The organism is Pantoea sp. GM01, assembly GCF_000282675.1.
GTDB lineage: Bacteria > Pseudomonadota > Gammaproteobacteria > Enterobacterales > Enterobacteriaceae > Pantoea > Pantoea nemavictus.
Genome location: NZ_AKIU01000025.1, coordinates 34,954 through 53,985, shown reverse-complemented (window position 1 = coordinate 53,985; position 19,032 = coordinate 34,954). Strand labels below are relative to the sequence as shown.

The following is a 19,032-nucleotide window of genomic DNA, read 5'->3' as shown; positions in this document are numbered from 1 at the left end:
AATGAAGATGGTGTTCACAGCAACGGTGAATGCATTTGCAAGTGCATCATCCAAGATTGAACATAGAAATCTTCAAGAAAGGGTATCAGTTAGCGCTGATGCCCTTTTCTCGTTGGCGTAAATAATTGCAATCATTATAACATCTGTCAACCAAACCTCAGGTTTTGTCAAACTTCGGTGATTGCTGTTTCGCTTCTGCTCGAATGAGCAATGAATACGTGTTTTTTTGCAATGGCCATTCAACTCCCTCTCCGTTCTCAATTAATTAAGCACCTGCTCACCTGCGTTTCTCTCAAGCCGATAGACATCAATCATGGAAAATATCACCAGGAGTGATACCCCGATAAAAGCCAACTTAACATCCGCTTGCAGTGGTGAGTGATGGTGATTCCACAGCATCGACATTCGCAGCGCCAGTGCTGAGATAGCTATGCCTGCGCTCATTGCGAACTGGAAGAAAATACTAAAAATTACGGATGCATCACTCATCTTTTCCTGAGGTATATCCGCGAAGCCAAGACTGTTATAGCAACTAAACTGGAGGGAGCGCGTAAGTCCCCCGATAAATAATATTAAAGCAATAGTGAAATAGCCCATGCCCGGATCCAGCATCGCGCAACTCAAAATAGCGAATAGGCTTATAACCCCATTCCCTAACAGTAAGCGTCTAAAGCCCCACCGTTTCATTAGCCAGGTAGTCGCAGGCTTCATGGCAAGATTCCCCGCAAAGACCCATAGCATCATTGAGCCTGCCTCTACCGCGCTCCAGCCAAAACTGATCTGAAACAACAAGGGTAACAAAAACGGAATGGCATTAATGGATGCACGGAAGAATGAACCGCCTATTACTGCGCTTCTGAATGTGGTAATCGTCATGACATTAAAAGGCAATAGCGGATGTCTATGGTTCAGGCTGTGACGGAAAGTAAGTAGACCAAATAAGATGCCGCCAGCAATCAACATAAAGCCGCTTTCAACTTTGCTGTGACCAAGAAACTCCAATCCAACGATCAGCATCACGCACGCCGCTGCCGTGAAAATAAAGCCCTTCACGTCAAAGTGACGCTTGATAACATCTTTGGTTTGCGGCACGAGGAAAAATGTCGCGACGAGGGCGATAAGACCTAAAGGGATATTCAGCCAGAATATCCATGACCAATGGCTGTAAGTCACGATTAGGCCACCCAACGGCGGTCCCAGCACAGGAGCAATCAATCCAGGCCATGATATAAACGCGATGGTTTTCACCATGTCTTTTTTGGCCGTCATCCTGAGTACCACCATTCGACCAACCGGTACCATTAGCGCGCCACCCACACCTTGCAGCACCCGGCTTAAAGTGAACATTGCTAAATCGTTACTCAGACCACACATTATTGAAGCAAGCGTAAATAGCAGAATCGCACCAGCGAAAACGTATCGGGCACCAATGCGACCAGCCAGCCAACCACTGATGGGGATAAAGATGGCCACGGCGAGAAGATAGGCGCTAATGCCGATATTCAGTTCAACCGGGCTAACGCTAAAATCTTTGGCCATTTGGGGTATCGCGGTTGCAATAACCGTGGCGTCGAGATTCTCCATAAAAAATGTGACAGCCACCAATAACGCCAGCCAGACGCCATTACCAGAAGTTGGGTTGCCGCTATGGCAGCTGTGATTCATTACGGTGAGTTCCTTTCAGTCTCTCAAATTATTACGGATTGGCCTGAGCCTCTTGACGCGCTTTAGTCACCACGCTGGATGACACTGGCGGAGCGGCATTTCCCCAACTGTTGCGGACGAATGTCATTACTGCAGCCGCATCTTTGTCACTTAAACGCCAGGCAAATGCAGGCATTGCTGGGCCTGTAGGTGCCGCATCGGTTGAGACAGCTTTCGCGCCGCGTAAAATAACGCGCGTCAATGTGGCAGGATCATCGGCCAGAACAGAACCGCTGCCCTTTAGTGAAGGGAACATTTTTGCTACACCTTCACCATTTGCCATGTGACACGCTGAGCAGTTGACGGCGTATACCTGCTGGCCAAGCTTCATCGCTTCATCATCTGGACTCACCGGCTTAGGCGGTTTTATATCGGCTTTTTGGCTGAGCAAATAGATGGCTATCGCACGTAAATCATCGCTTTGCATATGCTGCGTTGAATTAGTTATCACTTCGGCCATAGGACCTGACGCTGCTGCAAACTGGTTTCTGCCGGTTCTGAGATATTCGACGATATCTTCCGCCTTCCAGTTGCCAAGGCCCTGATATTTATCGCCTGTGATGGTCGGCGCAACCCATCCCTGAAGGGTGTAACCTCGGAGATGTCCATCACTGGTATCTCCACCCAGGAAGTTCTTGCTGTTATGGCATGTCGAGCAGTGCGCCAGACCTTCAGCTAGATACGCTCCACGATTCCATTCCGCACTCTGAGTTGGGTCCGGTTTGAACTTTCCTTTCTTGAAGAAGAGCAAGTTCCAGCCCATCAGGCTTTCCCGAATATTGAACGGGAATGGCAGCTGATTTGACTCAACCTTGTTGTGCACCGGTTCTAAAGTATTGAGATACGCTCTGATTGCCAGCAGGTCGGGCTTTGAAACTTTGGTGTAGGCCGTGTAAGGAAATGCACCGTAAAGGTATTCACCGTTATGCCCAATCCCTTCCTGCATCGCACGCAGGAACTGGTCATCTGTCCAGGCGCCAATGCCGGTTTCACGATCTGGCGTTAGATTGGGTGCAATGAGATTGCCAAATGGGGTTTCAATCGCCTTTCCCCCTGACATCGGTTTAGCCCCTTCTGGCGTATGACACGCCGTACAATCGCCAACCGTGGCGAGATAGCGCCCCTTTTCAATGTCTGGGAAGAAGGTATTGGCCGCATAGCTGACGTTCATCCCACTCAAAACAGCAAGTAGAGTGGCAGTTATTATCGGTTTAACGGTTTTCATTATGCCTGCACCAATGGACCGGGTTGCTTGAGATACTGTTTGACGATGGCATCTGCGGCCCAATAGGCCAGTGCGCCAACGGTTGCGGTTGGGTTATATCCCGCGTTTTGCGGAAACGCTGATCCACCAATGACAAACAAATTGGGCACATCCCAGGATTGCAGGTATTTATTCACGACGCTGTCTTTGGGCGACTCTCCCATAATCGCTCCGCCCGTATTATGCGTACTTTGGAAAGGAACAATATTGTAAGGCCCTTGTGGCACGTGCATAACGGTTTGGCTGGCACCCATGGCTTTCGCGACATCCAGCGCCTTATTGGTAACGTAAGCAGACATCTTCAAGTCATTTTCTGGGAAGTCGAACGTCAGGCGCATCATGCTACGGCCATGACGGTCTTTATAAGTAGGATCGAGATCGAGGTAGTTTGACCGCGTGGGGTAAGAACTTCCCTGCGTCCTGACCACCGTCGTACTCAGGTAGTGTTGTTTGGTCGCTTTTTTCCATTCACGGCCCCATTTGGGCGTACCTGGCGGCGTCATACGATTGGTAATTGGCCATCCACTGGTGACATTCGACATGATGCAAGCGCCACCAAAAAAGCCCAATCCCTTATGGTCAAAGTTGTCACCGTTGTATTCATCGACACCCTGACCAACACCACCACCGGAAATAAACGGATTGAAGTTTTTATCTTCAAAAAATAGCTGAATACTGGAGTTGGTTTGGTAGGCGTAATTTTTACCAATCAGCCCTTTACCGGTTTTTGGATCGTAAGGTTCGCCAATCCCAGAGGCAAACAGCAAGCGTACATTTGGTATGGTAAACGCAGTCAGGATCACCAGATCAGCTGGCTGCTCGTAGCGTTGCCCACTGGCATCAATATAAACCACGCCAGTAGCAACTTTTCCGCTTTCATCCATCACAACATGCAGAACTTCAGATTGAACCTGAGCCGTAAAGTTGGAGTAACGCATAAGCGCAGGGATGATGTTGGTCTGTGGGGTTGATTTGGAGTAATTGGCACATCCGCAACGCGAGCAGTATCCACAGTAAGTGCAAGGTGCCATCGTTACACCATAGGTATTGGTGTAAACACCCGACGCATTCGCGCTTGGCGTCGGGAAAGGCTTCATACCTATTTTTCTGGCTGACTCAGCAAACAGCTTTGCCGCAAAGGTCATCTTCATTGGCGGCAAAGGAAAATCTTCTGAGCGATTACCTTCAAAAGGATTCCCACCTTCCTGAACCTGTCCGTTTATGACGCCGCCTTTACCACCAATGCCAGCCATGCGCTCAAATTTGGTGTAGTAAGGTTCCAATTCGTCATAGGTAATACCCCAATCCTTAATCAAAAGGTCATCTGGAATCGCCTTTTCACCATAACGACGGGTTAAATGAGATCGTAATTCAAAGTCAGTCGGGTTGTAGCGCCAGGTCAAACCGCTCCAGTGCGCTCCCGAGCCACCTAGACCTGTCCCCAGTAAGAAGGAGCCATATTCGCGTATGGGGAGCGCAGTCTGGTGAGACGCATTGCGGAAGGTATAAGTATCTTCTGCAGCGGTGATCATCAGCTCTTGCTGCACTACATAACGCAGTTCGTCCTGTACGTAGCCAACGTTGAAGTCATCAGCGGTATCACGCCAGGGACCACGTTCAAACGCAATGACATCCAGTCCTGTTTTGGCAAGTTCAATTGCCATGATCGAACCCGCCCAGCCAAGACCTACAATGGCAATATCTTTTTTAGGTAGCTTTTTGATTTCAGTATTCATTTAGGACTCGGGCGTGTAACCGTAGATGCTAACGGGAGGATGTGGGTAGGTTTCGTTATGCCGTTCAATCCAATCGAGGTAGTCGTATTTCGCGCCGGGATAACCAATCATTTTCCATCCCACCATGTCGCGGTTGCCGCCATAGACGGGATCGGCAAAAAAGCCTTCCATGGTGCGTGCCAGCAAGGTTTTGAAGAAATCTTTGCTGCTGACTTCGCCCAGCAGAACGATCTTTCCAGCCTCAAGCAAATGAAGAGTAGCCTCACGTGCATCTTCAGTCAGCTCGCTGAATGCTTTTTTATATTCTTTAATGCAAAAGTTATTGAATGCTGTCAGACCGCGGCGAAACTCCTCAGCGGGCGTTAGAGGCGATTGCCTGCCTTGAGAAGCAAGAGGTGATGCACCATAAGGTCCATTCATATAAAGACGAGAACCCTGACCAAATCGCCCTGCCATTTGGCGGTCAATAAACAGCGTACATCCCGCCTCTTTACCGCTTGGACTCAGTTCATCGGCTGGGATAAGCGTTTCGACCAACGCATCAACAATAACCCTCTCTTTTGGCGTAAAAAACTCCCACTGTAGCGGGTCTATTTTAGGCGGCGGTGATGCCTCATCCGCTGTCCATGGTGTACCTGTACCACCGCTGATCGTTGCTGCTGTAGCTAGGGGGGAACTGAGTGCAATAAGCGATCCTGCGCCGAGGAAACGTCTTCTGCTCAGTCCTTTTTTTTGATCTGACATTGAATGAATCTCACATCTCAGTGATGAAGTAAAAATAAATGATGAGGCTGGAGTGTTTGCATTTTTGTTTACTCAAATGCAGATTAGTAGTTTTTTTATGTATGTAATTGTAAAAGTGGTTTAACTACGATTTAACGAATTTGCAGGTGTAGAAGGGAGCTTTTGCAGATGAAGGCGTGAAAATGAGAGGAATCAATTAATCATGCAGCTTTTGGCGGGTGGCCTTTAAGCCGCGTGGATTGATAAAAAATAAAATGATCGAAAATCATTAATATAAACATGTGGTTAACCGAGCTTAAAACTGCATTTTATAATTGCATTTCACACAATTCAAATGCAATAATATTGTTAAATTTTGTACTTCTTCCTGCATTTTTTAGGGCTTTCTTCATGAAAATAAGCGCTCTTACGGAAAGGCTTTCGCAAAAAATAATCACGATGATCGACAGTGGCGGATTGTCGCCGGGTGCACACCTAAGTGTACCTAAGTTGGCAGAATCATTTGATGTTTCACGTTCCCCCGTGCGTGAGGCCCTGGTTTACCTTGAACACAAAGGCATTCTACAGCAGCAGCACAACCGTGGTTTCTTTGTTAAGCAGGATTATGCGCCTCAGACTCAGAACTCACATGAAAGTGAAGTGGATAACGATCTTCCTGAATACTATCAATTAGCGGAAGACTGGCTGCAGGACAAAATCGAATCTGAAGTCAACGAACTTTATTTACTCAAGCGTTATAACCTTTCGAAGACTCAGCTCACGACCATTCTGGCGCGCGGTATCAGTGAGGGATGGGTTGAACGTAAACAGGGTTATGGCTGGCGTTTTCTGCCCGTTGCCAAGACCAAAGCCGCGCTTGAGCATATTTTCAGCTTCCGCATGGTTATTGAACCAATGGCAATTTTGGAATCCACCTTTAAAGCCCCACAGAGCAAAATTGATGAGATTAAGCGCGAGCTGGAGATGCTTCTAGAGAGTGGAATTCAGCGTTTATCGCCTACTCAGCTCCAGTTAGCGGGTTACCGCTTTCATGAGACTGTCATCAGTTTTTCAAACAACCCGTTTTTTGAGATATCACTGCGCAACGTCAACCGCATGCGCCGTTTAATGGATTACCGCATTATGGATGACCGCAGCCGCTACTACGCTGAAGTTAAAGATCATATGCACTTGCTGTCATTAATTGAGGCAGGGCAGCTGATCGAAGCATCATACATGATGAAGCAACACCTCGCTGTGGCGCTAGATAACAAAAAACAACGTAGTATCGGAGTATAAAAAAATGGCCCAAATGGGCCATTTTTTCATCACCGCCTTTAACCGCCAGGCGAGTAGAGGGGATAAAGACCCAACAGCAAACCTGATGCCAGGAAGATCATGCAGAGCAGGAAAGCCCATTTGAAGGTGTATTTCTGATGGTCGCTGAATTCAACTCCGGCTAATCCCACCAACAGATAGGTTGATGCCACTAACGGACTCAGTAAGTGGATTGGCTGCCCAACCAATGATGCACGACCAATTTCGACCGGGTCAATGCCATACACTTTCGCTGCTTCTGCCAGAACCGGCAGTACACCATAATAGAAGGCATCATTCGACATAAAGAAGGTGCCAGGCAAGCTGATCAGTGCCGTAATCGGTGCCAGATAAGGGCCCCATGAATCGGGTAACACATCCAGCAGAGATGCCGACATTGCGGTGACCATTCCAGTACCCGATAGAATACCGGCGAAAATACCCGCAGCCAGGAAGATAGATGTCTGGTTCAGCGCAGCAGGCGCATGCGCTGCAATACGCTGACGCTGGGCATCAATGTGCGGATAGTTGATCAGCAACGCCAGAGCAAATGCCACCATAAACAGCACCGACAGCGGCAACAACTCCATCACCAGCGATCCCATCAGTAACAAAGTCAGACCCGCGTTAAGCCAGAACAGTTTTGGACGACGCAGCTCTTCATTGACTTCATTGATTGCCGGCAGATAGCTTTCTGCATCGTCTTCAGTGACTGATCCATAACCATTGGTATTGATACTTAGCTTGCCTAAACGACGGCGTTCACGAATACCGATATACCAGGACAGCACCAATACTCCGACAAAACCGCAAACCATCGTTGGAATCAGCGGAATAAACAGATCGCTGGATTCAACTTTCAAGGATGCCGCAACGCGAGCCAGTGGACCGCCCCATGGCAGCAAGTTAGTAATACTTCCGGAGAGGAAGACTACGCAAGTCAGCGCCAGTGGATCCAGACGAATACGTTTAAACAATGGCAGCATTGCCGTTACGCAGATCATATAGGTCGTTGATCCATCACCATCAAGTGACACCATCGCCGCCAGAATCGCGCTGCACATAACCGCTTTAACCGGGTCACCATTAATAATCCGTAAAAAGAAGCGAATAATCGGATCAAATAAACCGGTATCAAACATGGTGCTGAAGTAGAGAATGGCAAAAATAACCATGATGGCAGTCGGAGCGACTTTTTTAAGCCCCTCAATCATCATCTCGCCCATCTCTCCGCCGAATCCGGCAATCAGAGCAAATATTATTGGAATAATGATCAGTGCGACGAGTGCAGAAAGTTTTTTGGTCATGATTAGGATCATAAAGACCACAATCATGCCATATCCCAGAAGCGAGAGCATAAGAGCCTCCAACGCATATTATTGCTAATATGCGCGATAATTAATTTGACGGAAATTTTGAGCAGGACGTTCTGTTAATTTATTAGCCCATATGCAGGCCGCCGTTAACAGAAAAATCAGCACCCGTGGCAAATCCTGATTCGTCAGATGCCAGCCATGAGCATATAGAGGCGATTTCCTGCGGAGAGCCGAGGCGACGCACTGGAATTTCCTGAACAATCTTATCAATAACCTGCACCGGCGTGACTGTTTTCAGTTTTGACGTAGCCAGATAGCCCGGCGATACCGTGTTAACTGTTACTCCGCGTGCCGAAACTTCACGTGCCAGGGCGCGAGTAAAACCCCGTACGGCGGATTTTGCCGTAGAGTAGTTAACCTGACCTGTTTGACCAATTTGCGCGTTAACTGAAGAAATATTGATAATACGTCCCCATCCACGCGACATCATGCCATCCACAACTTGTTTAGTGACGTTGAATAATGAGTTCATATTGGTGTTAATAACGGCCTGCCACTCCTGTGGCTGCATATCACGAAATAATACATTCCGTGCCGTACCGGCATTATTAACTAGCACGTCTATCTCACCGATTTCAGCTTTTATTTTGGCAAACGCTTTAACCGTTGATTCCCAATCAGCCACGTTTCCTTCTGATGCGATAAAATCAAATCCCATCTTTTTATTGTCATCAAGCCAGGCGGTTTTACGTTGAGAATTGGGGCCGCATCCTGCAATCACTTTAAAACCATCCTTCGCCAGTCGACGGCAAATAGCGGTTCCGAGGCTTCCCATCCCGGATGTAACATACGCAATACGTTGGGTCATAACCCTTCTCCCAGATGCATTTATGTAACAGTTTTCACGACTTGTTAACAGTAAGCTATCTGCGGTTTTTTTTAGCAATCGCGAGCCGTTGAAATTGTGACCACGATCGTCAATTTTCTGCATTTAAACCCACTCAAATGCAATAGCATAAAATTGCAGTGCAGTTTTAAGCAGCCTAAAAACACCGGCGCATAACGTAAAAACCCCTTATTTGTTAGTTTCAAAGATTGGCAACCACAAAAGCGTGATATCAATCACAAGTCAATTTATGCACTTGTGTTTAAATAAATGCATATTGGTGTGACGGGGTTGTAAATGAATAAGTTTGCCTATGTGGGTTGCCGTACGTCCGAGTGGCGTGGCGCACGTGGAAAAGGAATTGAAGTATTTCGCATTGATGAGTCAGGGAACTGGCATCACGTACAACGTGTTACCTCTGTTCAGGAAAATCCGTCCTGGCTCACACTGGATGAAAAAAGAAATCGGCTGTACGTGCTGCATGGGGATGGCAATCAGGTAGCTATTTTTGCGCGTGATCCTATCTCTGGCATGCTGACTTTGTTATCTGAACAAACAACGGGCCCACAGAATCCACATCCCGATCTTGATCCACTGCGGCGCAATAACCCGGTGCATGCTGCTCTCTCACCTGATGGCCGCCATCTGCTGATTGCTAACCATGAAGGCGGCAACGTAGCAGCATTAGCGTTCGCTGATGATGACGCGCTACTGCCTCCTCACCACCTGGCGATGGTGGAAGGCCATGCTGATGAGGATGGCGCTGCGGCCAGCTTGTCACGTCCGCATGAAATTATTTTTGCACCAGATAGCGATTACTACGCTCTGCCCATCCAGGGCAGACAGGCCGGAAACGGCATTGATATGGTGCGTATTTATCACTGGCGAGATGGACAATCACTACTCAATGATGAAGTGCTGTTGCCATCTGGAAGCTGGCCGCGTCATGTCGATTTCCATCCACAGGGGCAGTGGCTTTATGGCCTGAGTGAGCTCGGGAATACGATTACCGTTTACGATTTTGAACAAGAGACGGGAAACATTGCGCTCAAGCAAACGCTGAGCAGCCTACCGGAAGGATTTGAAACACGTAACGACGCCAGTGAAATCGAAGTGCATCCGTCTGGGCGCTTCTTATATGCCGCCAATCGTGGTCATAACAGTATTGCGGTTATGCGCATAAATCCTGATGATGGCTGCTTAAAGCCTGTGGGATGGGTGTTTTGCGGTGGTAAGACGCCGCGTTTTACAACGCTCTCTGCAGATGGGCTCAATTTTTACAGCGCTAACGAGGACTCAGATTCTATTCGCATTTTCAGCGTTGATCAGGACTCGGGTATGCTTAAAGACACAGGTAAAGAGGTATTCACTGCCAGCCCTACCTGCATTGTATTTTCCGATTAACTCAGCGCTTGAGGTCAGCATTGATGAGACTGGCCTCAAGCAGCGCCCCCTCTTCGGCACCCGTTGCACGTTTCAATGGCGTGACATTTTCGATAAACGCTTTCACCGAGGGTGAAGATAGGGCATATCCCTTCACACCAACATACAACTCACGTTTCGCCCATGGCTCGACGAGGGGAATACAGCGCACAGCATCATGATTAGCCACCTGAGCGATTTCATTAACTGGCAAGATGGCTATTCCCAACTGTTGCGCAACCAGTTCGGCCATAGAGACGAAACTGCTGACCCGTAAGCCTATATTCAGCGTTGTACCCAGCTTTCTCGCTTCACGCTCCAGAATGTGGCTCACTGCGCTTTCCCGATGTGGCCCAATCATTTTCTCATCGATGCAATCCACTAATTGCAAGGTCGCGCGCTCCGCCAACGGATGCCCCTGCCACACCAAAACGGACAACTGGTCTTGCTGCCATGGCCAGACCTCAATCCCGGAAGCAGGTGTCCAACTGGAAAAGAAACCGACATCCGCGTCCCCCTGCAGCAAGCCCTGCACGACGCCAATGCCGGTGTGTTCTTCAATATCGATATCTGTCTGCGGGTAATGAGCCAGGAACTGACTAATGGCACGCGGCAAATAATGCATCAACGCCGCAGAGATCGTAAAAATGCGAATGTGGCCGCGTACGCCAGCCACGTAATCACTGAGCTCCTCTTCCATTTGGTCGAGATTGCGGAACACCTGGCGCGCGTGAAACAGCAGCGAGTGCCCCGCAGGCGTCAACTCGATGCCGCGCGGCAAGCGTAGCATCAGTGGCGTGCCAATTTGCTGTTCCAGTTCTGTTATGCGCTTACTCACGGCTGAGACGGCAAGATGCTTACGGCGTGCGGCACGCGTAAGATTTTGCTCTTCAGCTACAGCGACAAACAGCGAAAGTGAGACCAGATCGTAGCGCATGAACTTCCCTACTCTTTAAGAGTTTGCTGAATAACAAAGGGCAAAATACCGCCATAGCGCAGATAGCGTAGTTCTTGCTGGGAGTCTATCACTGCCTCAAGATTCAGTGCAGCAATCTGCCTGCCTCCACGGCGGATGAAGAGCATCAGCGGCGTCGCACCCGGCGCGATCATTTCCAGGCCTGTAATATCCAGGACCTCGGTTCCATCCATCTCAGGTAATCTGTCCGCTTCATCGGCAATGAAATGCAGCGGAAGAATGCCCATTCCGATCAAATTCGTGCGGTGGATACGTTCGAAACTATTAGCAATGACGGCTTTAACCCCCATCAGTGCCTGCGCTTTAGCAGCCCAGTCACGGCTCGATCCCGCGCCATAGCGCTCGCCCGCCAGCACGACCAGCGGCGTATTTGTTGCATGCCATGTTTGCGCTGCCTCAAAAGCCGGAAGAATTTGCTGATGAGACGCATCCCAGGCATAACCGCCGCCACCGCGCTTATCTGCCGGTAACAAACGGTTGGATAGCGCTTTATTGGTAAAAGCACCGCGTACCATCACCTCATGATTACTGCGTCGCGTAGAGTAGAGATTCAGGTCCTGCGGATCTTCATGATGTTCCAGCAACCATTGACCGGCAAGGCTGCCTGCGGAAATCGCACCTGCAGGCGAAATATGGTCGGTGGTAACGTCATCGCCAAACCAGAGGAAAGGTCGGGCGTTATTGAGCGACAGCGGTTCGGCAGGGTCTCGAGGTAAACGTTCCAGATAGCCCGGCCGACGCAGATAGGTTGAGGTCGATTCCCATGGATAATGCACGCTACCCGGAGCTTCAATTTGCTGCCAGTGCGGGGTTCCCTGCCAGATAAGATCGCGACGCTGGATGTAATGTTCACGCTTCATCACTCTTGTTACCCAGCGTTCGACTTCTTCACGCGCTGGCATTAAGTCGCGCATGAAAACCGGCTGTAGATGCTCATCGTAGCCAAGCGGGTCGTTCAACATGTCATGCTGCATATTTCCGGCAATAGCCCAGGCAATCACCAATGCTGGCGAGGTGAGATAACCATGACCGAGGCTGGGATTAACGCGACGGGGAAAGTTACGGTTACCGGAAAGCACACACACGGCCTGAAGGCCATCACTCACCAGACTTTCCATGGCCGGTTGTAATGCGCCGGAACTGCCAATGCAGGTCATACAGCCATAACCTGCCACATCGAACCCCACCTTTTCCAACTCGCTAAGCAGGCCTGATTCTCCAAGATAATCGGTAACCGCCCGAGATCCGGGTGAAAAGGAGGTTTTAACCCAAGGCTTGGGTTGCAGTCCGTACTTTGCCGCATTCCTGGCAAACAATGCCGCCTGAATTACCAGCCAGGGGTTGGCGGTTGTGGTGCAGCTGGTTATGGCCGCGATAGCCACGGCGCCTTGTTGAATCGGTTGTGGGTAATCACCATGCTGCCATTGCAAAGCGCGCTCGCCGGCTTTCAATGTCTCCATAAAACTTTTCGGCGAATCACTGAGCGGAATTTGTTGATGAGGATTATAAGGCCCCGCCACGCTGGGTTCGATGCTACTTAAATTCAGCTCAATGCGTTGTGTGAAGTCAGGCTGACGATCCTCCGGATGACGCCAAAGGTGCTGATGTTGCATATAACTGCGAATAATTTCCTGTTTCTCTTCACTGCGCCCGGTCAGGTTGACGTACTCTGCGCTGCGCTGATCAAACGGGAAGAACACCACGGTGGCACCGTATTCCGGGGCCATATTGGCAATGGTGGCGCGCGATTCGAGCGGCATGCTGTGGAGTGCAGGACCGGTGAACTCAACAAATTTGCCGACCACACCGCTTTCACGCAACAGGCGCGTGATGTGCAGAGCCAGATCGCTGTCGCTAACATCCGGCGGCAGTTCACCGGAAACACAAATTCCCACCACGTCCGGGAAGCGTAACGTGACTGGCTCGCCAACCAAAGCGGCCTGACCTTCCAGACCACCTACGCCCCACCCCAACACACCAAGTGCATTAATCATCGGCGTATGGCTGTCGGTTGCAATCATGCAATCGGCGTGCAGCAACGGTATGGCTTCACGCTCATCCACCGTGACCACTTCAGCAATGGTTTCAAGGTTCATTAAATGAATAATGCCGGTGCCGGGTGGAATGACGCGGAAGTTATCCAGGCTTTTTTCTGCCCAGCGAATGAAGCGATAGCGCTCAGCGTTACGGCGAAAATCAAACTTGAGGTTATCTTCCAGCGCATCGGCATTAGCGTAACTTTCAACAATGACCGAATGATCGATGGTTAGCACAGCAGGAATGTGTGGATTGATAGCGCGCGGATCGCCATCTAACTCAGCAGTAAGATCGCGCATGGCAGCAAAGTCAGCCAAAGCCGGTAAACAGGTGGTGTCATGGAACATGAGGCGGTCGGGATAAAACTCAACCTCACCAGGGGAGGACTTTGCAGACAGATAGTTGAGAAATTCAGGCAGCGTTTGCGGTGAGCATCGCGCAACATTCTCCAGCAGAATGCGAATGCTGTAAGGCAATGTCTGCAGTTGCTCCAGCGGGACGATCTGGGTGAGGTCAATAAAATGATACAAGCGGTTATGAATAACCAGCGGCGAGCGTTCCAGCGTTAAGGGCGATGTCATAAAAACCTTCCGTCACAGCAATCTTGTTATGTTCGTCGCTGGATAACGTCTCATGCCCATTAATGAATGAAAATTGAACATTAACCAATGCAGCGTTCTCCAAATGAGAACGCTGCATTAAGTTTAAGACTCGGCAAGATTCCGATTAATAATCTCGCTGATAGCGCCATTTTCCTGCCATTTATTCAGGTAATGACTAATTTCACCATAAAGCTGGTCCTGCGCATGCGGCAAACAAATCGCCTGGAAAATCTGCCCGAAATTATCGGGCAGAACGCGAAAACCGCGATTGTTACTGACTGCACTTTCTAAAGGTTGACGGATTCCTGCTGCCATATCGCCTTCGCCATCGAGAAACGCATCGATCGCGGCCTGTGATGAAGCGAGTCGATTGAGCGCAGCATGTTTTAATTCGCGGCTCAGAAACAGATCGTAGGCTGCTCCTTTACCGACATTGATGACCACATCAGGTTTATCCATCTCGGTCACGCTTTGCCAGTTGCTGCTCTCTCTCACCATCACGGTACCTTCGATAGTGATATAAGACTGTGTAAATCGCAGCACCTCTTCACGCTTCGGGTCTATCGCCAAAAAGGCGACGTCCCAGCGATCGTGAGTGGCATCATCGACCACCTTGCCTGCTGTGGGATACGTAATAAATTGCGCGACTCTTCCCTGTTCAGCCGCAATTTTTTGGGCGATCTCCACAGTAATCCCGCCCGGCTGCCCATCGGGCAGCGTTTTGGCCAATACGGCGTTACCTAAATTGATAGCAAAACGTAGTGGGGTTGCGTTATCGGTGGCTGACATGCGGCTCTCCAGAAAAGTCATCATCGTGATCCTGTTTCGGCGTTTCAAAATTTAGACGTTGAATTTTTCCAGCCACAAACAGATAACAGCACAGATTGAGGAAAGCGCAGACGCCGACAAAAATCAAAGCACCATTGAATGAACCGGTATCTTTTATGATGTAGGCAATAATAATTGGCGTAAAGATTCCCGAAATATTGCCAATCATATTGAACAATCCGCCGCTCAGGCCGACCGCCTCTTTCGGTGAGAAGTCTGAGACTACGCACCATCCCATCGCACCAAATCCCTTGCCAAAGAAGGCCAGCGACATAATAGCCACCACAACCCATGCGGAATCGACGTAATTGCAAATAACCATACTCACGGCTAACAGCATGCCGATAACGATCGGTGTTTTACGTGCGGCTGACAGACTGAAACCACGCGCCAGCATGTAATCGGATAACACGCCGCCCAGCAACGCGCCGGCACATCCACATAACGCCGGCAGTGACGCGATAAATCCCGCCTTGAGAATGGTCATACCACGGTCGTGCACCAGATAAACCGGGAACCACGTCAGGAAAAAGTAGGAAAGCACCGTAAAGAAGAACTGCCCCATATACACACCCAGCGCCAATCGGCTGGTCAGTAATTTACGGGTATATCCTTTGCCGACGTTATCGCCTTTTTTACTGGCTTTCATGTTGGTCAGACCGCCGCCGGACTGGATATATTCAAGCTCAGCATCGTTGACCAACGGGTGAACTTTAGGCGTATCGGTGAGTACCCGCGTCATCAACAGCGAGACCAGAATACCGACTGCGCCCATAAACCAGAACACCGACTCCCAACCAAACGAATAGGAGAACCAGCCCATCAACGGTAAGAAGACCACTAATGCAAAATACTGTGCTGCAGTAGTGAATCCGGAAGCTTTACCACGCTCTTTCGCCGGGAACCATGCCGCAAGGAATCGAGAGTTAGCGGGTAGCGTTGGTGCTTCAATCAACCCCATCATAAAGATGAAGCCAAACATCAATACGCGTGTCACCCAAATATTGTCAAAAGAGGTGCTGAAACCCACCAGAAAGACAAACAGTGACCAGGTGAAAACCCCGGTTACCAACACTTTTTTTGAGCCGTAACGATCCAGTAACCAACCCCCCGGATATTGCCCCAGAACATAGGCCCAGGTGAAGGTTGAGATCAGATAACCGAGCGCCACAATATCCAGCCCGGCAGATTTCACCATATCCGTACCGGCAATTGAGAAGGTCGCTCTATCACCATGATTTAAAGCAATACTGAGAAATACCATCAGCAAAATCATATAACGATAATGCGTAGGTCTGTTCTTTTTAGCAGTGGAGTTCAGAGTAATCATAATATTCGGCCTTGTCTGGCATACGATTAATTAAATCGGTAAAGTTCAGCCGGGTTTTCCACAAATAATTTGTGTCTAACCTGATCGTTATGCGCCCAGTGGTATATTTTCGATAGTATCAATGCATCATCTGGCATATTTTTATTGGCACTTATTAAATTGGGATGTGGCCAGTCACTTCCCCATAAAACACGTTCAGTTGCATCGTGAAGAAAACGGGTAACCAGAGCTGCCATATCAGACACATCATCACATTGTGACTGATGATAAAGCGCGGAGAGCTTTACCCAGCATTGGCCCTTTTCAATCAGCTCCCAAGCCAGCTTCCAAACTGGATGGGCCATCGGCTCAGGCTGCGGTAAACGAAAGTAGTGGTCGATGACCAGATTTACCGGTATCTGACGTAGCGTTGATCGCAACTGCCACAATTGATCCGCAGTGGCGTGGACCTGCACATGCCAGCCACGTTCCGCCACGCGTTGCGCTACGGGAAGCAGCATTTCAGGTGTCGTTGCATTGCCCGCACCAAGATTGAATCGAACCCCCGTTACGCCAGCTTGCTGCAGCGCATCCAGTTCAGCATCACTGACAGTGTCGTCCACCACGGCTTCACCACGTGCATGGGTGCCAAAAGCGCGTAATGCATCTATCAGACAACGATTATCCGTTCCATAAGAAGAGGGCTGCACCAGAATATGACGAGAGTGTCCCAACCATTTTTTAAACTGGTTGTAATCGTTGACGGTCGCGTTTGGTAAATTACGCGTATCATCCGCAGCATAGGGATAACGCCTGTCAAAAATATGATGATGACAGTCACAGCTATTTTCAGGCAATACGATCTCAGGCGAGTGTGAAATATGGCTATATTTCACATCCGCCAATATATCTCGGCTTTCCACGTTGATGCCTTTTTTTAAAAGAAATCGACTGACTTAATTAATGAGCCATTAATATTTTCAGTTTTGAAACGGCTGCATGTGGACTGCTCAATACCGGACAGTTCACTGCTGACTGAGCCTGCTCCCAGGCAATGGCCATCGAGAAGTGCGCAAGAAGGATGGCATCAGCCTCAGTATGTTCACGAGCAGCCTGAACAATGAGCTGGTTGTGGCGCTCGGCATCACCTTGCTCGAGAGCATCACGCGCCCCTTCAACCAGAACGCTGGTTAACGTGGCGTCACGATAACCTTTACGTACCAGTTCATGAAATTCCGCTTCCATCCCGGCGACGGCGGGAGCAAACGTTGCCAGCATGACGATATGCTTACCCTTAGCTAAAGCCGCTTCAAACATGGCTTCGTTTGGCTTAAGCACCGGCATGGTATTTTTCGCTGCGCTGGCGTCAATCGCTTCACCAAATGCAGAGCAGGTAAACAACACTGCACCAGCATCAATGTTGGCAGCATAGTTCACCAGTGAATCGATCCGTTGAAACAGACGATCGGTCAACATCGTCACCTTACGACGATCCACACTTAACGCGTCATCCAGCAAGTTACTGATTTCAGCCTCTGGCCACTGATCGGCAAAAGCCTGGTTTATCGGCTCAACCGCCAGTGGAGTCGCGTGGATTAAAACAATACGTTGATTCATCTTCGGCTCCATGAAAGCAGGCTGCCGCTAAAGTGCGGCAACCTCATGACGTTTAATCAGGCGCGAATAGAAGCAGCCACTTTGTCAGCAAAGGCTTTAGTACCACATTTGCCACCCAGGTCCGGCGTACGGGTTTCTGGATTTTCCAGCACTTCATCAACGGCACGGCTGATCTCTTCCGCCGCTTTCAGGAATTTTGGCTGGTTGTGCTTCTCTGCGTACCATTGCAGCATCATGGCAACCGACAGAATCATCGACACCGGGTTCGCCTTGTCCTGATTCTGAATATCCGGAGCTGATCCATGCTGAGCCTGCGCGCAGCAATGCGTATCACTGGCCATAATTGAACCGGCCAGGCCAAGGCTGCCTGACAATTCACTCGCCAGGTCGCTGATGATGTCACCATAGAAGTTAGTGGCAACCAGTACGTCGAAACGCTCTGGGTTACGCACCAGGTGAGCGGTTGACGCATCAACTAACAGATCGTCCAGCTCAACTTCAGGGAACTCTTTTGCCACGTGACGCACGGCTTCAAGGAACAGGCCATCCGTCATATGGAAGCTGTTAGCTTTATGAATTGCGGTCACTTTTTTACGACGCTGCATCGCCAGCTCGAAGGCTTTGCGAGCAATACGCTCAGAGCAATGACGAGTAATTTTACGGGTAGACAGCGCCATATCCGGGCTTGGCATCACTTCACCCCAGCCGCGAGTCATGTTGCGGTCTGGATAGAACCCTTCCGTCGCTTCACGCATGATCACCAAATCCATGGATTTGCCTTCCTTCATATTAGACGTCAGGAAAGGACGAGTGCGCGCAGGACGGACGTTAGCATAGAGATCCAGACCAATGCGGAAGCCAGCAGAAACGTTACGACCGCCTTTTTCCGGTGCTGGATAATCTGCGTGGGACTGGGTACCCAGAATAATGCCGTCATACGTTTTGGCACGGTCGAGTGATTCCTGGCGCAGCGTAGTGCCGTGTAACTCCAGGCTTTTAAAACCTACGTCTTCGTAGTCGAACTCAAAGTTCAGGCCATACGCTTTATCCAGTGACTCCAGCACAGTTACCGCAGCAGAAGTGATCTCAGGGCCGATACCGTCACAAGGCAGAACCAAAATACGCATAAATACTCCAGATGGTTGGTCAGTTTTCGATTGCATTTTTATACCAATAAATGCACTGAAGGCAAGGTGATTGAGATCACATTTCTGATACAAAAAAAACACATTACAACATTCCTCCGTCTTTTCAGTAAGTTATGGCTAAGCCCTGCGAGCTTTAGGATTATTACC

General features: G+C 49.4%; 15 protein-coding genes. 2 read left to right on the top strand and 13 right to left on the bottom strand.

Annotated features, from left to right (window positions below):
* Positions 1-261: 261 nt before the first annotated feature.
* From PMI17_RS04445 to PMI17_RS04430, 4 genes are read right to left on the bottom strand one after another with little or no spacing between them, the layout of a single operon-like run.
* On the bottom strand, positions 262-1,665 hold the full coding sequence (locus tag PMI17_RS04445) for an MFS transporter (protein ID WP_007886580.1): 1,404 nt from the start codon (positions 1,663-1,665) through the stop codon (positions 262-264).
* A 31-nt stretch (positions 1,666-1,696) separates the two neighbouring features.
* The gene (locus PMI17_RS04440; RefSeq protein ID WP_007886575.1) at positions 1,697-2,929 is read right to left on the bottom strand and encodes a cytochrome c; all 1,233 of its coding nucleotides are present in this window, start codon (positions 2,927-2,929) and stop codon (positions 1,697-1,699) included.
* On the bottom strand, positions 2,929-4,704 hold the full coding sequence (locus PMI17_RS04435; RefSeq protein WP_007886572.1) for a GMC family oxidoreductase: 1,776 nt from the start codon (positions 4,702-4,704) through the stop codon (positions 2,929-2,931). The genes PMI17_RS04440 and PMI17_RS04435 overlap by 1 nt, the downstream gene beginning before the upstream one ends.
* Entirely contained in the window at positions 4,705-5,448 is a 744-nt protein-coding gene (locus PMI17_RS04430) for a gluconate 2-dehydrogenase subunit 3 family protein (protein ID WP_007886571.1), read from the bottom strand.
* 390 nt (positions 5,449-5,838) lie between these two features.
* On the opposite strand from PMI17_RS04430, the gene PMI17_RS04425 reads away from it, so the two are divergent.
* Positions 5,839-6,726: a GntR family transcriptional regulator gene (locus PMI17_RS04425; RefSeq protein ID WP_007886569.1), complete on the top strand. Its 888-nt coding sequence runs from the start codon at positions 5,839-5,841 to the stop codon at positions 6,724-6,726.
* 38 nt (positions 6,727-6,764) lie between these two features.
* Here PMI17_RS04425 and PMI17_RS04420 read toward each other — a convergent pair whose 3' ends face one another.
* Both PMI17_RS04420 and phbB read right to left on the bottom strand, forming a co-directional pair.
* Positions 6,765-8,102, bottom strand: coding sequence for a CitMHS family transporter (locus PMI17_RS04420; protein WP_007886567.1), 1,338 nt, complete (start codon positions 8,100-8,102; stop codon positions 6,765-6,767).
* An 82-nt stretch (positions 8,103-8,184) separates the two neighbouring features.
* Positions 8,185-8,928, bottom strand: coding sequence for an acetoacetyl-CoA reductase (gene phbB / locus PMI17_RS04415; protein WP_007886565.1), 744 nt, complete (start codon positions 8,926-8,928; stop codon positions 8,185-8,187).
* A gap of 315 nt (positions 8,929-9,243) precedes the next feature.
* On the opposite strand from phbB, the gene PMI17_RS04410 reads away from it, so the two are divergent.
* Entirely contained in the window at positions 9,244-10,350 is a 1,107-nt protein-coding gene (locus tag PMI17_RS04410; RefSeq protein WP_007886562.1) for a lactonase family protein, read from the top strand.
* A gap of 1 nt (position 10,351) precedes the next feature.
* On the opposite strand, the gene PMI17_RS04405 is transcribed toward PMI17_RS04410, so the two are convergent.
* The 7 genes from PMI17_RS04405 to PMI17_RS04375 form a co-directional block, all read right to left on the bottom strand.
* Positions 10,352-11,305 carry a LysR family transcriptional regulator gene (locus PMI17_RS04405; protein ID WP_007886561.1) on the bottom strand — a complete coding sequence of 318 codons (954 nt, stop codon included), beginning with the start codon at positions 11,303-11,305 and terminating at the stop codon, positions 10,352-10,354.
* A gap of 8 nt (positions 11,306-11,313) precedes the next feature.
* Complete coding sequence (locus PMI17_RS04400; protein WP_007886560.1) at positions 11,314-13,962, bottom strand: aconitate hydratase; 2,649 nt, start codon at positions 13,960-13,962, stop codon at positions 11,314-11,316.
* A 123-nt stretch (positions 13,963-14,085) separates the two neighbouring features.
* A complete protein-coding gene (locus PMI17_RS04395) occupies positions 14,086-14,796 on the bottom strand; it encodes a transporter substrate-binding domain-containing protein (RefSeq protein ID WP_007886559.1) in 711 nt (236 codons plus the stop codon).
* The gene (locus tag PMI17_RS04390) at positions 14,756-16,141 is read right to left on the bottom strand and encodes an MFS transporter (protein ID WP_007886558.1); all 1,386 of its coding nucleotides are present in this window, start codon (positions 16,139-16,141) and stop codon (positions 14,756-14,758) included. Before PMI17_RS04390 ends, PMI17_RS04395 begins: the two co-directional genes overlap by 41 nt.
* A gap of 26 nt (positions 16,142-16,167) precedes the next feature.
* Positions 16,168-17,043 (bottom strand): amidohydrolase family protein, encoded by an 876-nt coding sequence (locus PMI17_RS04385; RefSeq protein ID WP_007886557.1) that lies wholly within the window; start codon positions 17,041-17,043, stop codon positions 16,168-16,170.
* Positions 17,044-17,080: 37 nt separating this feature from the next.
* Positions 17,081-17,737 (bottom strand): aspartate/glutamate racemase family protein, encoded by a 657-nt coding sequence (locus tag PMI17_RS04380; RefSeq protein WP_007886556.1) that lies wholly within the window; start codon positions 17,735-17,737, stop codon positions 17,081-17,083.
* Positions 17,738-17,793: 56 nt separating this feature from the next.
* Positions 17,794-18,864: an isocitrate/isopropylmalate dehydrogenase family protein gene (locus PMI17_RS04375; RefSeq protein ID WP_007886555.1), complete on the bottom strand. Its 1,071-nt coding sequence runs from the start codon at positions 18,862-18,864 to the stop codon at positions 17,794-17,796.
* Between the last annotated feature and the right edge of the window lie 168 nt (positions 18,865-19,032).